Raw genomic sequence first — 14,741 nt, 5'->3', positions numbered from 1 at the left:
ACGCCTACTTGCCGTCGCTTTCCGCGTCGGCCTCGAACAGGTGCATCAGGTCGTTGCGTGCATCGCGCGAGGTCTGGATCACCGCAGCCTCGTCGTCGTACACCAGGTACTGGTCGCGCAGCAGCTGCTCGTCGTGCTCACGGAAGCGCTGCACGTGGCGTTCAGCCACTTCAGGTGCAACACCCAATGCAGTCAGCACGCGCCCGCTCATTTCCAGGCTGGTGCCGAACACTTCGCGGAACGGCTCAGCCGACATGTCCATCAGGCGCCACGCATGCTGGCGGTTGCGTGCGCGCGCCAGCACCTTCGCGTCCGGGTACAACCGGCGCACCATGCGCACCGCGCGCAGGTTGGTCTCCGGGTCGTCCACGGTGATCACGAACACATCGATGTGCTCGCCGCCGGCCGCGCGCAGCATCTCCGGCCGGGTCGGGTCGCCGTAGTACAGCTGGTTGCCGAAGCGGCGCAGGTCGGCCACGGTATCGGGGTTCGCTTCCAGTGCCACGAACGGCACCTTCTGCGCGGTCAGCAGGCGCGCGATGACCTGGCCGAAGCGGCCCATGCCGGCAATCAGCACCTTCGGCCGGTTGTCCGGCGCCACCTTGTCGGCCTCGGCTGCCTCGCGCGGCGTTGCCTTCTCCTGGCCGAGCAGCTTGAGCAGCGCGATCATCAGCAGTGGCGTGATCGCCATCGACAGGCCGACGATCGCCACCAGGCGGTCATGGTTGGCGTTGCCCAGCAGGTGCGCGCGCTGCGCTTCGTTGAACACCACGAAGGCGAACTCGCCGCCCAGCCACAGCACGCTGCCCAGTAGCAGCGAGTGCCGTGAACTGAGCTTTGCGATGCGCCCGATCACGTACAGCAGGCTGAATTTGACCACCAGCAGGATCGCCACGCCGGCGGCGATCAGCCACGGCTCGGCAACGATGCGGTCGAGGTCGATGCCCATGCCCACCGCAATGAAGAACAGGCCCAGCAGCAGCCCCTTGAACGGCTCGATCTGCGCTTCCAGTTCGTGCCGGAACTCCGAATCGGACAGCAGCACGCCGGCCAGGAACGCGCCCAGGCTGGGGCTGAGGCCGGCCTCCTGCATGAACCAGGCGGTGCCCAGCACCACCAGCAGTGCGGTCGCGGTGAATACTTCCGGGCTGCGGGTACGCGCGATGATGCCGAACACCCTGCGCAGCACCGGTCGCCCGCACAGGATCACCACCGCCAGCGCGCCGAGGGCCACGGCGGCGTCTTCCCAGCGCAGGGTCTCGTTCTTTACCCCGCCCAGCAGCGGGATGGCCGCCAGCAGCGGAATCGCGATCAGGTCCTGGAACAGCAGGATGGCGAACCCGAGCCGGCCATGGTCGCTGTTGATCGCCTTGTGTTCTGACAGCAGCTGCAGGCCGACCGCGGTGGACGACAGCGCCAGTGCCACGCCCACCACCAGTGCGCTCTTCCATTGGAAATGGTCGAGCAGCAGCAGGCCGCCCAGCACCAGCCCGGACAGCGCCACCTGTGCCGCACCGGCACCAAACACCGAGCGCCGCATCACCTTCAGGCGGGCCGGCGACAGTTCCAGACCGATCACGAACAGCAGCATCACCACGCCGATCTCGGCGGCGCCGAGGATGCGGTCGGCGTCCTGCACAAAGCCCAGCCCGTCCGGGCCCAGCACCACACCGGCCGCCAGATAGCCCAGCACCGCGCCGAAGCCGAACTTCTTGAACACCGGCACGGCGATGACCGCCGCCAGCAGCAGCACCAGGGCCAGTTCCAGACCACCGCTATGCATGGGAATACCTGGTCATCGGAGAAGCCCGCGGTGCGTCCGTTCGGGTGGGGGAAGGGGAGGCGAGTGCCACCGCGTCATTATGCGCGCCGGCCCGTGTATGCACGAGAACAACCTGCCGGGCAGGCGCCCTGCGCAAGGCTGCCGGGTTGACCTGCATGGCCCACGGGTCCAGACTGCCCGCCGCTGGCGGCGCGTCCGTCGGCATACGCATCCCGGAGTCCCCAACCCATGTCCAGCGACAGTAGAAGTCGACCTCGTTCGACGCCAGCGATGGCCACCGCCTGACATCGGGACGGTTTGCCTGCGTTGGCGTTGCGCGAGGTCGCACCCCCACAAGGCAAAACCGATGAACCAGAAGCAATTGCTGCGCCCGGTGGCCGATGCCGCCGCACTGGCCGCACCGCTGGCGAACTACAACACCGCCGACGCGGTGGAATTCCTCAATACGCTGGAACTGACCCGCGCCGCGGAAACGCTGGCGGCGCTGCCGTTGCCGCGCGCGGTGAAGATGCTGGAAGCGCCGGAGCTGCACCGCAGTGGCGAACTGGTGGCCGCGCTGCCGCCGGCGCGGGCTGCGGCGCTGCTGGGACTGATGGCCGATGACCGCGCCACCGACATCGTCCACGAGCTGGATGAGGAAGAACGCGCGCGGCTGATACCGCTGCTGGGCACCGACGCCCGCCAGGCCATCCAGAAGCTGCTCAGCTACCCACCGAACACTGCCGGTGCGCTGATGACCACCGAGTATGTGGCGGTGCCTGCCAGCTGGACCGTGGCGCAGACCCTGCAGCACATCCGCCAGGTCGAGCGCACCCGCGAGACGGTGTACGCGATCTACGTGCTGGACCCAGCCAGCCAGCAGCTGCAGCAGGTAGTGACCATGCGCCGGCTGATCACCGGCCTGCCCGAGGAATCGATCCTGGATGTGGCCCAGGTCAATCCGCCGGTGACGGTGGATGCGCTGATGGACCAGGAGGAAGTGGCACGGCTGATCCGCCGCCACGACCTGCTGGCGATCCCGGTGGTCGACGCGCAGCAGCAGATGCTCGGCATCGTCACCGTGGACGACGTGCTCGATGCGCTGATCGAGGAATCCACCGAGGACGCGCACAAGTTCGGCGGCATGGAGGCACTGGACAAGCCGTACATGCAGATCGGCTTCTTCGAGATGCTGCGCAAACGCGCCGGCTGGCTGAGCGTGCTGTTCCTGGGTGAGATGCTGACCGCGAGCGCGATGCAGCACTACGAGGATGAACTGGCGCGCGCCGTGGTGCTGACCCTGTTCATTCCGCTGATCATGAGTTCGGGCGGCAACTCCGGCTCGCAGGCCACCTCGCTGCTGATCCGCAGCCTGGCACTGCGCGAACTGCGCCTGCGCGACTGGTGGAAGGTGGCCCTGCGCGAAGTGCCCACCGGCATGGTGCTGGGCGCGATTCTCGGCTGCCTGGCCATCGTGCGCATCGTGATCTGGCAGCTGGGCGGCCTGCACGACTACGGCGAGCACTGGATCCTGCTGGCGATCACCATCGGCGCGGCGCTGGTCGGCATCGTCACCTTCGGCTCGCTGTCCGGCTCGATGCTGCCCTTCATCCTGAAACGGCTCGGCTTCGACCCGGCCAGCGCTTCGGCGCCGTTCGTGGCCACCCTGGTGGACGTGACCGGCCTGGTGATCTACTTCAGCATCGCCGCGATGATCCTGCACGGCACGCTGCTGTAAGCCGGAACCATCGTGCTCCGGTAGGTGCCGACCTTGGTCGGCATGCAGAACAAAAAGGGGACGGAGGGGATTAAGTCGTTTAAGGCACATGAGGCACAAACGACTTAATCCCCTCCGTCCCCTTTTTTGGGTACCGTAGGCGCATGAGTACCTACCACCTGCAGTCTGTGTTCCGTCCGCAGTCGGTCGCGGTGATCGGCGGCAGCCCGCGCGAGCGCTCGGCCGGGCGCGCGGTGATGCGCAACCTGCGCGGCACCGGCTTCCCCGGCAAGGTGGCCTGGATCAACCCGCGACACGCCGAGATCGATGGCATCCGCACGGTCAAGCGGTTGAAGGACCTGGACTGGGTGCCCGAGCTGGTGGTGATCACCGCACCGGCGGCGATCGTGCCGCAGGTGATACGCACCGCCGCCGAGCGCGGCGTGCAGGCCGCGATCATCCTCACCGCGCATCTGGGCGAAGGCCCGGGCTCGTTGTCGGAACAGGTGGAAACGGTGGCGCGCAAGCACGGCCTGCGCATCCTTGGCCCGCACTGCCTGGGCGTGATCGCACCGCATGCGCGGCTCAATGCCAGCATCGCCGCGCACTTCCCGCAGGCCGGCGACCTCGCGCTGATCTCCGAATCCTCGGCGATTGCGGCGGCGCTGGTGGAATGGGGTGTGGCGCGCTCGGTCGGCTTCTCCGCCGTGGTCTCGCTGGGCGACACGATGGACGTCGACTTCGGCGACCTGCTCGACTACTTCGCCACCGACTACCGTACCCGCGCCATCCTGCTCTATGTCGAGCAGATCAAGGATGCGCGCAAGTTCATGTCGGCCGCGCGTGCCGCCGCGCGTGCCAAGCCGGTGGTGGTGGTGAAGTCCGGCCGTGCCGAGCGCGTGCAGCCGGGCAGCCGCGATACCCATGTGCAGGCCCTGGCCCGCGCCGATGATGTGTACGGTGCTGCCTTCAACCGCGCCGGCCTGCTGCGCGTGGGGGCGCTGGACGAGCTGTTCACCGCCGCCGAATCGCTGGGTCGGTTGGGGACGTTCCCCGGTCGCCGCCTGGCCATCCTCAGCAACGGTGGTGGTGTGGGTCGCCTTGCGGTGGACCAGCTGATCGCATTGCGTGGCACGCTGGCCAACCTGTCCGACAGCACCATCGAGAAACTCGACGCGGTGCTGCCGCAGGGCTGGTCGCGCAGCAATCCGGTCGACATCGTGGTCGACGCCGATGGTGATCGCTATGCCGCGGCCATCGAAGCGCTGCTGGCCGACAACGAGAATGACGCGGTGATGGTGGTGAACGTGCCGACCGCGTTCACCTCATCGGCGGACGCGGCGCAGGCGCTCACCCGCACACTCGGCCTGCGCCCGCGCCATCACCGCGACAAGCCGGTATTCGCGGTGTGGCTGGGCAACGACGACCAGGCCACGGCCACGCTCAACGCGGCACGCGTCCCGACCTACCCGACCGAGGCCGAAGCCGTACGTGGCTTCCAGCACCTGGTGCGCTACCGCGAAGCGCAGAACGCGTTGATGGAAACGCCGCCCAGCCTGCCGCAGGATTTCAGTGTCGACACGGCCGCCGCGCGCGCACTGGTCGATGCCGCGCTGGCCAACGGCCAGCAGTGGCTGGACCCGCTGGCCACCCATGAACTGCTCAAGGCCTATGGCATTCCGTCCGCGCCGGTGATGCATGCGCGCGATGCGCACGAAGCGATGGATCTGGCGCAGCCGCTGCTGGAGCGCGGTGCCACGGTCGCACTGAAGATTCTCTCGCCGGATATTCCGCACAAGTCGGAAGTGGATGGCGTGCGCCTCAACCTGGCCACGCTGCCGGCGGTGCAGAGCGCGGCCAACGCGATCCTGTCGCGCGCACGCCAGCTGCGGCCGGATGCACGCATTGATGGCCTGCTGGTACAGCCGACCATCGTCCGCCCGAAGGCGCGCGAACTGATCGTCGGCATCGCCGATGACGCGACGTTCGGTCCGGTGATCGTGGTCGGTCGCGGCGGCACTGCCGTCGAAGTGATCAACGACAAGGCACTGGCGCTGCCGCCGCTGGACCTGCGCCTGGCCCATGAGCTGATCGGCCAGACCCGCGCCTCGCGCATCCTCAAGGCTTACGGTGACGTGCCGGCGGCTGACGAGCGCGCACTGGCGCTGGCGCTGGTGAAGCTGGCACAACTGGCTGCCGATATCCCCGAAGTGCGCACGCTGGACATCAACCCGCTGCTGGTCGACGGCAAGGGCATCCTCGCCCTCGATGCCCGCGTAGCGGTGGCACCGTCGCGCATTCTGCACAAGGGCCGCGGCCATCCGCGTTTCTCTGTGTTCCCGTACCCGAAGGAGTGGGAGCGCACCATCGAGCTGTCCGATGGCGGCCGTGCCTTCGTGCGCCCGGTGCGGCCGGAGGACGACGCACTGTTCCGTGCGTTCTTCGCCCGCGTCAGTGACGAGGATCTGCGCCTGCGTTTCTTCCAGTCGGTGAAGCACTTCAGCCACGAGTTCATCGCGCGCCTGACCCAGCTCGATTACGCACGCTCGATCGCGCTGGTGGCGATCGAACCGCGCAGCGGCGAAATGCTGGGCGCGGTACGCCTGCACGCCGATGCCGATTACCACCGTGGCGAGTACGGCATCCTGATCCGTTCGGACCTGAAGGGCCACGGCATCGGCTGGCGGTTGATGGCGATCATGATCGAGTACGCCAAGTGGCTGGGCCTGGACGTGGTCGAAGGCCAGGTGCTGCGCGAGAACAGCACCATGCTGGCGATGTGCCAGAGCCTGGGCTTCAAGACCAGGCTGGATCCAGACGATCCGACGGTGATGATGGTGACCCTGCCGGTGCAGCAGGTCGAGGTGCCGGCACCGGACTTGTAGAGTCGAGCTTGCTCGACTGTCGCCATCGGGAAGCAGTCGAGCAAGCTCGACTCTACGGCCAGGTTAGCGGAGGGGCTCCACCACCACCGCCGTGCCATAGCACAGCACCTCGGTCAGCCCGGTCATCACATCGGTGGCGTCGTAGCGCATGCCGATGATGGCGTTGGCGCCCAGCTGCCGCGCGTGCTTGACCATGTCGCGGTAGGTTTCCTCGCGAGCCTGTTCGCACAGTTCGGTGTAGATGGTGATGTTGCCGCCGAAGATCGTCTGTATACCGCCGAGGAAATTGCCGACGATCGAGCGCGAGCGCACGGTGATGCCGCGGACCACACCCAGATTGCGCACGACGCGATGGCCGGGCAGCTCGAAGGCGGTGGTGACCAGCGCATCGTCGAAGCGCAGCGCGGGCGGGGAAGGGGAGCCGCTGTTGTAGGGGTCTGCCATGGTCGCGTCCGTGTCGTTGCTTTCTGTAGAGTCGAGCCATGCTCGACTGGCTGTGGCGCAGTCGAGCATGGCTCGACTCTACAACGCAGCCGCCCGTTGCGGCATGGCTCCGTCACCGTGATGGCGCGACAATACCCCCATGACCAACCGTATCCCCCTGTTGCTACTGCCCGGCCTGCTCAACGATGCCGAGCTGTGGCGCTCACAGCTGGCTGACCTGGCCGACATCGCCGATTGCACGGTGGGCGACCAGACCCGCGGTGAAACCCTGCAGGGCGTGGCCGAAGACGTGCTGGCTCAGGCGCCGGAGCGCTTTGCGCTGGCAGGTTTCTCGCTGGGCGGCTTCGTCGCCCAGCAGATCCTGCGCATCGCGCCGGAACGTGTGCTGCAGCTGGCGCTGATCGATACCTCGATCCATGCCGATTCGCCGGAACGTGCCGAGCAGCGCCGCAGCCAACGTGCCAGCGTGCGCTTGCCGGGAAAATTCCACGGCTTCGGTGACGCGTTGATGCGCAGCTACATCGATGCCTCGCGGCTGGACGACTACGTGCTGGTGCAGCGTGTGCGCGACATGACCGGGCGGTTGGGCGCCGAAGTGTTCCTGCGCCAGAGCGCGCTGGAGCGCCGCGACGGCCATGACGTGCTGGCCGGCTACCGCGATCCGCTGCTGATCGTCTGCGGTGCGAACGACCGCATCACGCCGCTGGCGGTGAGCGAGGAGATGCACGCCCTGGTGCCGCACTCGCAGCTGGTGGTGGTGCCCGATTGCGGGCACCTGGCACCGATGGAAAAGCCGGACGAGGTCAGTGCGGCCATGCGTGGGTGGTTGCTGCAAGGCGAGGGATAGCGCTGCCTTGGGTAGGTGCCGACCCTGGTCGGCACGATGTGTCATCGACTGACCAGAGGCCAGTGCCGACCATGGTCGGCACCTACGATTCCGATACGTAACCCCAGTTGGGATCAATCCCAGGCCGGGGCAATCCCTTCCGGATTCGCGAGGCGATGGCCGCGATCCAGCTTGGCGATCTGCGCCATGTCTTCGTCGGTCAGGCGTACGGCCGCTGCTTCCAGGTTGGCTGCCAGGTTTTCGCGCTTGGTCGACGACGGAATGACCGAGAAGCCCTGCTGCAGCGCCCACGCCAGCGCAACCTGCGCCGGCGTAGCCTGGTGACGGCCGGCAATGGCCTGGATCACCGGGTCCTTCAGCACTTCGCCATAAGCCAGACTCATGTAGGCGGTGATGTGGATGCCGTTGTCCTGCAGGAACTTCACCAGCAGGCGGTTCTGCAGGTACGGGTGGATCTCGATCTGGTTGGTGGCGATGGCTTCGGCGCCGAGGATCTCGATCGCCTTGCGGGTCTGCGCGATGGTGAAGTTGGAGATGCCGATCTCGCGGGTCAGCCCCTGCGCCTTGGCCTCGGCCAGTGCCGGCAGGTATTCCTCCATCGGCACGTCGACCTTGTCATTCGGTGACGGCCAGTGGATCAGCGCCAGGTCGACGCGGTCGGTGCGCATCTTCTCGAGGCTGGTACGCAGGCTGGCCAGCAGCGCATCGCGCTTGAACTCGGTGATCCACACCTTGGTGGTCAAGTACAGATCATCACGCGGCACGCCCGACTCGGCGATGGCCTGGCCGACTTCGGCTTCATTGCCGTAGATCTGCGCGGTATCGATGGCGCGGTAGCCGACCTCCAGCGCATTGCGCACCGAGTCGATCACGGTCTGGTCTTTGAGGCGGAAGGTGCCGAGACCGAAAGCGGGGACAGTCATGGGAAGCTCCAACGGGGGAAGGGAGTAGCAGAGGGAAGAGGGTAGGACAGGCACCGTATGCATGCCGGCAACGGTGCATTGCATGGATCAATGCGCGGTGGCGGCAATGCCGTCGGCGCGGTGGTCGACGCCATCGCGGCGGTCGAGGCGGCCACTGAGCACGGTCAGCGCGTAGGCCAGCACGACCACCAGCGCGCCCAGCCAGGGCGTATGCATCAGGCCGATGTGCTCCACCACCAGGCCGCCCAGCGAGGCGCCCAGGGCGATGCCGACGTTGAACGCGGCGATGTTCAGGCCCGAGGCCACGTCGGTGGCCTGCGGTGCATAGCGCTGCGCCTGCTTGACCACGTAGACCTGAAGGCCGGGCACGTTGCCGAACGCTACCGCACCCAGCGCCAGCACCGTCAGCAGCATCAACCAGGTGTTGTAGGCAGTGAACGTGAGCACGAACAGCACTAATGCCAGCAGTCCGAAGATGCGCTTCAGTGCGGGCACCGGGCCCATGCGGTCGGCCATGCGCCCGCCCCACAGGTTGCCGATCGCCACTGACACGCCGTACACCAGCAGCACCAGGCTCACGGCGTTGGCCGGAAGGCCGGTGACGTCCTGCAGGATCGGCGCCAGATAGGTGAAGGCCAGGAAGGTGCCACCGTAGCCCAGCGCGGTCATCGCATAGACCAGCAGCAGGCGTGGCTGGCCGAGCACGGCCAGCTGCTGGCGGAGGCTGGCCGGCGGACTCTGCGGCAGGGTGCGCGGTACGAACAGCAGCGCGCCGATCAGGGCGACCACGCCGAGGCCGGCCACCGCCAGGAAGGTCGCGCGCCAGCCCAGATGCTGGCCGATGAAGGTGCCCAGCGGCACGCCGGTCACCAGTGCCACGGTCAGGCCGGTGAACATGATGGCGATCGCGCTGGCTGCCTTCTCCTTCGGTACCACGGCGGTGGCGATGATCGCGCCGATCGAGAAGAACACGCCGTGCGCCAGGCCGGTCAGGATGCGGGCGATGATCAGCGAGGTATACCCGGGTGCCATCCAGGCGACGACATTGCCGAGCGTGAACAACACCATCAGCGCCACCAGCAGTTGCTTGCGCGGTACGCGTCCGGTCAGCGCAGTCAGCACCGGCGCGCCGATGGCCACGCCCAGCGCGTACAGCGAGACCAGCAGGCCGGCCGAGGGCAGGCTGACCTGCAGGTCTCCGGCGATGGTCGGGATCAGGCCGACGATGACGAATTCGGTGGTGCCGATGGCGAAGGCACCGAGGGTCAACGCCAGCAGGGCGAGGGGAATGCCACGGGTCATGACAGGGTCCAGCAGGAGGAAGAGGCTGCGCAGTCTGCGCCGCCGACCTTTGCCGAAAAACCGGTCTTCACGTCAATCACTATTGCCGTGCAGTCAATAATAGGGACATGAAGACCACTCTAGATGAAATGCAGGCGTTCCTTTCGGTGATCGACAGCGGCTCGATCAGTGCCGCCGCCGAGCAGCTGGGGCAGACACCCTCGGGCGTGAGCCGCGCGCTGGGGCGGCTGGAGGACAAGTTGGGGATCACCCTGCTGACCCGTACCACCCGCCGCCTGCACCTGACCGCCGAAGGCGAGGCGTTCCTGCGCCATGCGCGCGCGATCATCGATGCGGTGGAATCGGCCGAGGAACAGATGGCGGCGCGCCGCGAGCGCCCGGCAGGGCGCCTGCGCGTGGATGCGGCGATGCCGTTCGTGCTGCACGTGATCGCGCCGCTGGTGGCCGGCTATCGCGCGCGTTACCCGGAAGTGCAGCTGGAGTTGAACAGTTCCGACCGCTACATCGACCTGCTCGAACGGCGCACCGATCTGGCGATCCGGATCGGCCCGCTGGCCGACTCCACCCTGCATGCGCGGCTGCTGGGCCGCTGCCAGCTGCGGCTGGTGGCCAGCCCGGACTACCTGGCCAGGCACGGCGAACCGGCCAGCGTCGCCGCACTGGGCCAGCACACGCTGCTCAGCTTCAACGAGCCGGAATCACTCAACCGTTGGCCGCTGCCCGGAGAGTCGGATGGGCTGCTGCTGGTACGGCCGGATATCGCCGTGTCCAGTGGCGAGACGTTGCGCCGGCTGGCGGTGGAAGGTGTGGGCATCACCTGCCTGTCCGACTTCGTCACCGATCGCGACCGCAGCGCCGGCACCCTGGTGCAGGTGCTGGCGGGGCAGACGCTGGATGTGTACCAGCCGATCCATGCAGTGTACTACCGCAACACCGCCGTATCGTCGCGGATCAGCTCGTTCGTGGATTACCTGGCCGACGCGATGGCGCAGAGCGATTACGTGCGCTGAGGATGCCGGCCAGCGGCCGGCACTACCGCTCATCGCATGGGTAGTGCCGGCCGCTGGCCGGCAACCGGATCAATCAGGCCGCGCGCGCCAACGCGTCCTTCGCCGCTGTTGTGGTCGACAGATCGAACACATCCACCGCGTCGATCAAGCGGTTCGCCTGTTGTTCCAGGCTGCGTGCGGCGGCACTGGCTTCCTCCACCAGCGCGGCGTTCTGCTGGGTGGTGCCATCCATCTGGATCACGGTCTGGCTGACCTGCTCGATACCCGCGCTCTGCTCCTGCGAGGCCGCGGAAATCTCCGCCATGATGTCGGTCACGCGTTGCACCGATGCCACAATCTCGGCCATGGTGTCACCGGCCTCGCGCACGCGCTGTGCACCGTGTCCGACCTGCTCAACCGAGGTTTCGATCAACGCCTTGATCTCCTTCGCGGCCGCCGCCGAGCGCTGCGCCAGCGTGCGTACTTCACTGGCGACCACCGCGAAGCCGCGGCCCTGCTCGCCGGCACGCGCGGCTTCCACTGCCGCGTTCAGCGCCAGGATGTTGGTCTGGAACGCGATGCCATCGATCACGCTGATGATCTCGGCGATCTGCCGCGACGAGGTTTCGATCGCGCTCATCGTCGTCACCACCTGGCCGACCACGTTGCCGCCCTGCGAGGCGACCGTGTGCGCGCCGATCGCCAGCTGGTTGGCCTGGCGTGCGTGCTCGGCGTTCTGGCGCACGGTGGAGGTCAGTTCTTCCATCGACGCGGCGGTTTCTTCCAGATTGGCCGCCTGCTGCTCGGTACGGCGCGACAGATCATTGTTGCCGGCGGCGATCTCTGCAGCCGCAGTGTGGATGTTGCCGGAGGCGTGCTTGATGTCGGTGACGATGGTCGCCAGCTGCGCGGCGGTGGTGTTGGCATCGCCGGCGATGCGCGCGAACACGCCCTGGAAATCGCCATGCATGCGCGCGCCGAGGCGGCCATCGGCAATCGCGCGCAGCATGCTGGAGACCTCGCCGAGGTTCAGTTCGGTCGTCTGCATCAATCGGTTCAAGCCGTCGACCATCGCGCGGAAGTCATGCTCGAAGCGCGCGCTGTCGCCACGCTGGCTGAAGTCACCCCTGGCAGCGGCTTCGGCCAGGCGGCGGATCTCGCCATTGATCGTGCCCAGATTGGCCTTGGCGGTATCCAGTGCGTCGGTGATCACCGCCTTCTCGCCGGGCAGGCGTTCCATGTCCTGGCTGAGGTCACCGATGGCGTAGCGCCCCATGATCGCGATCGCGCGCAGCTTTACCTGGATGTGCGCATCGACCAGCGCGTTGCTGTCGGCCACCATCGTGCCGAACGCGCCGGGGAAGGCACTGGCATCCATGCGGTGGCTGATGGTGCCGGCTTCATGCGCCTGTGCCATCGTGGCCTGTGCATCGAGCACACCGCGCAGCGTGGACTGCACCGCCTGCATGGCCTGCGCGAGGCGACCGATCTCATCGCGGCTGCGCACCTGCACAACATGCTGCAGATCACCGGCGGCCACTGCACGCGCAGCGGCTTCCACCGCCAGCACCGGCTGCACCACCGCACGCCGCAGCCACCAGCCCAGGCCCATCAGCAGCAGCACGGCGGCCAGCACGGTCAGCGCCGCGCACAGCAGCAGCGTCTGCCGCGCCTGCTGCGAACGGGCCGCTACCGCCGCTTCGGCCACCTGCGTGGCGTGCGTACTCAACGCATCCAGCGCGGTTGCCACCGGGCGGTCCTTGCCGCGCACGAGGTTGTCGCCGGCGGCGGGATCGTAGCTGGCCTCGGCGAACGCCTGCAGCGCCGCGTGATAGTCCTGCTGCAGCTGCGCATGCAGGCCGATGAAGGCCTGCGCCAGTTCGCGCGTGCGTGCATCCGGGCTGCTGACCAGGCCCTTGGCCAGCTGCTCGACCAGACGACCCTCGCTGTCGAAGGCGTCCAGGTGGCGTTGGCGCAACGCGTCGTCGTGGCCGCGCAGCAGCACGTTCTTCCATTCCTGCACCTGGCCGCGGAACTCGCGCTGCAGGCGTTCGGCATCGCGGCTGTGCGCGACTTCGGGTGGAACCTCGGTGGACAACTTCAACCAGGCGGAGGCCAGGCCGGCCAGAGCGCACAGCAGGACCACAGCCAGACCAACAGAAACCGCGCCGAGCAGCTTGGACTGCAGGCGCGGAGCACGGACAGACGCATTCATGGGGAAGAACTCTCGGGAAGGGGCACTGCGGTATCGACCCGCTGCGCACGCCCTGAAGTGGGATGTTGATCACATTCGCGTTTCGTTTAGTGATGTGAAGGAGATGTTTCATAGGACAGATGTGTCCATATGGAACGAAAGCAGACCCTCGACAGAGGAATTAAATGTAACTAATGTTGTTACATGAAATCCGCGAACCCACTCTCCGACGCCCTGCACGTGATGGCGCATCTGGTCGGCCATGCCGCCCCGCGCACGTCCGAACAGCTGGCGTCGTGCCTGCCGACCCATCCGGTGGTGATCCGTCGTCTGCTGGCACAGCTGCACAAGGCCGGCCTGGTGCGCAGCACCCGTGGTCACGGCGGCGGCAGCCTGCTGGCACGCGATGCCGCGGCGATCACCCTGCATGACATCTATCTGGCGGTGGGAGCACCGCCGCTGGTCCAGGTCGGCGCTCGCGATTCCGGCGGTGGCTGCCCGATCCAGCAGCTGGTCAACAGCGCCCTGCTCGAAGGCGCGCGCGAGGCGCAGCGGCTGCTTGAGCAGCGCCTGCAGGCGACCACGCTGGACCAGCTCGGCGCCGACTTCGCCCGCCATCTTGCCCATCACCGTTCCCTGGAAGGTCACCATGAATCCTGATGTGCTCATCGTCGGCGGCAGCTACGCCGGCATTGCCGCCGGCCTGATCCTGGCCCGTGCCCGTCGCCCGGTCACCGTCATCGATGCCGGTTCACCGCGCAATCGCTTCGCCAGTCATTCGCACGGGGTGCTGGGGCTGGATGGCATCAGTGGCGCCGAGCTGCTGAAGACCGCGCGTCAGCAGCTGTTGGACTACCCCACGGTGCGTTGGGTGCATGCCGAAGTGGAGCACGCCCGCACCACCGCCGAAGGCGTGGAAGTGCGTACCGCCGATGGCCAGGTGCTGGCCGCGCGCAAGCTGCTGCTGGCCAGCGGCATCGCCGACCAGCTGCCGGAACTGCCCGGACTGGCCGAGCGCTGGGGCAGCACCGTGCTGCACTGCCCCTACTGCCACGGCTATGAAGTCGGTGGTGGTGCCATCGGCCTGCTCGGCGGCCATCCGATGTCCGCCAGCAAGGCGCCGCTGTTCGCCGACTGGGGCAATGTCACGTTCTTCAGCTTGGGTCTGGAGATCACCGATGAGGAACGCGCCGCCATGCAGCAGCGTGGCGTGCACATCGAGACGTCACCCGTGCTGGGTGTGCAGGGCGACCAGCCGACCTGGCTGGAAGTGGAGCTGGCCGATGGCCGCCGCATCGCACAGCGTGCGCTGTTCGTGCCGGCTACCCAGGCGATGGCCACGCCGCTGGTGCAGCAGCTGGGGTGCACCTTGGTCGAGAGCCCGCTGGGGGTGCTGATCGAGGTCGACATGATGAAGCAGACCTCGGTGCGGAACGTGTACGCCGCAGGCGATGCAACCACGGTTGGCAACATCACCCTGGCCACCGCCGAGGGCGTGCGTGCGGGGATCGGCGTGCATCATGCGCTGGTGGCCGAGGACAGCGTGCCGCGCTGACCCCCGACGCGACGTGCTGCTCTGGTAGATGCCGACCTTGGTCGGCGCCGTTTCATCCACGCATGGCGTGGATCTACTGCAGGGTGGTCGGGCACCATTGAGGCACGGTGGGTGCCGGCCGAG

11 protein-coding genes are annotated in these 14,741 nt (G+C 67.2%); 6 read left to right on the top strand and 5 right to left on the bottom strand.

Annotated elements, in window-relative coordinates; genetic code table 11:
* Positions 1-4: 4 nt before the first annotated feature.
* Positions 5-1,783 carry a monovalent cation:proton antiporter-2 (CPA2) family protein gene (locus ACZK4Z_RS21725; RefSeq protein WP_125893371.1) on the bottom strand — a complete coding sequence of 593 codons (1,779 nt, stop codon included), beginning with the start codon at positions 1,781-1,783 and terminating at the stop codon, positions 5-7.
* 346 nt (positions 1,784-2,129) lie between these two features.
* Here ACZK4Z_RS21725 and mgtE point away from each other — a divergent pair, with 346 nt between their 5' ends.
* Complete coding sequence (gene mgtE, locus ACZK4Z_RS21720; protein WP_125893373.1) at positions 2,130-3,500, top strand: magnesium transporter; 1,371 nt, start codon at positions 2,130-2,132, stop codon at positions 3,498-3,500.
* Between the two features lie 143 nt (positions 3,501-3,643).
* The gene (locus ACZK4Z_RS21715; protein ID WP_125893375.1) at positions 3,644-6,364 is read left to right on the top strand and encodes a bifunctional acetate--CoA ligase family protein/GNAT family N-acetyltransferase; all 2,721 of its coding nucleotides are present in this window, start codon (positions 3,644-3,646) and stop codon (positions 6,362-6,364) included.
* A gap of 63 nt (positions 6,365-6,427) precedes the next feature.
* On the opposite strand, the gene ACZK4Z_RS21710 is transcribed toward ACZK4Z_RS21715, so the two are convergent.
* Entirely contained in the window at positions 6,428-6,808 is a 381-nt protein-coding gene (locus tag ACZK4Z_RS21710) for a YbjQ family protein (RefSeq protein ID WP_071228577.1), read from the bottom strand.
* A gap of 139 nt (positions 6,809-6,947) precedes the next feature.
* Here ACZK4Z_RS21710 and ACZK4Z_RS21705 point away from each other — a divergent pair, with 139 nt between their 5' ends.
* Entirely contained in the window at positions 6,948-7,655 is a 708-nt protein-coding gene (locus tag ACZK4Z_RS21705) for an alpha/beta fold hydrolase (RefSeq protein ID WP_125895753.1), read from the top strand.
* Positions 7,656-7,768: 113 nt separating this feature from the next.
* Here the strand turns inward: ACZK4Z_RS21705 and dkgB are convergent, their stop codons facing one another.
* Together dkgB and ACZK4Z_RS21695 are read right to left on the bottom strand one after the other, a co-directional pair.
* On the bottom strand, positions 7,769-8,578 hold the full coding sequence (dkgB, locus tag ACZK4Z_RS21700; RefSeq protein ID WP_125895752.1) for a 2,5-didehydrogluconate reductase DkgB: 810 nt from the start codon (positions 8,576-8,578) through the stop codon (positions 7,769-7,771).
* 87 nt (positions 8,579-8,665) lie between these two features.
* Positions 8,666-9,880, bottom strand: coding sequence for an MFS transporter (locus ACZK4Z_RS21695; protein ID WP_125895751.1), 1,215 nt, complete (start codon positions 9,878-9,880; stop codon positions 8,666-8,668).
* 107 nt (positions 9,881-9,987) lie between these two features.
* Here ACZK4Z_RS21695 and ACZK4Z_RS21690 point away from each other — a divergent pair, with 107 nt between their 5' ends.
* On the top strand, positions 9,988-10,890 hold the full coding sequence (locus ACZK4Z_RS21690) for a LysR family transcriptional regulator (protein ID WP_125895750.1): 903 nt from the start codon (positions 9,988-9,990) through the stop codon (positions 10,888-10,890).
* A 73-nt stretch (positions 10,891-10,963) separates the two neighbouring features.
* On the opposite strand, the gene ACZK4Z_RS21685 is transcribed toward ACZK4Z_RS21690, so the two are convergent.
* The gene (locus tag ACZK4Z_RS21685) at positions 10,964-13,084 is read right to left on the bottom strand and encodes a methyl-accepting chemotaxis protein (protein WP_125895749.1); all 2,121 of its coding nucleotides are present in this window, start codon (positions 13,082-13,084) and stop codon (positions 10,964-10,966) included.
* 183 nt (positions 13,085-13,267) lie between these two features.
* Between ACZK4Z_RS21685 and ACZK4Z_RS21680 the strand changes: the two genes are divergently transcribed.
* Together ACZK4Z_RS21680 and ACZK4Z_RS21675 are read left to right on the top strand one after the other, a co-directional pair.
* A complete protein-coding gene (locus ACZK4Z_RS21680; protein ID WP_033833804.1) occupies positions 13,268-13,723 on the top strand; it encodes an Rrf2 family transcriptional regulator in 456 nt (151 codons plus the stop codon).
* Entirely contained in the window at positions 13,713-14,618 is a 906-nt protein-coding gene (locus ACZK4Z_RS21675; RefSeq protein WP_125895748.1) for an NAD(P)/FAD-dependent oxidoreductase, read from the top strand. The genes ACZK4Z_RS21680 and ACZK4Z_RS21675 overlap by 11 nt, the downstream gene beginning before the upstream one ends.
* Positions 14,619-14,741 lie beyond the last annotated feature (123 nt).

Source organism: Stenotrophomonas sp. 71799_Sma (genome assembly GCF_056482505.1).
The sequence above is the reverse complement of the archived record's forward strand: the minus strand, read 5'-3'. Positions and strand labels throughout refer to the sequence as shown.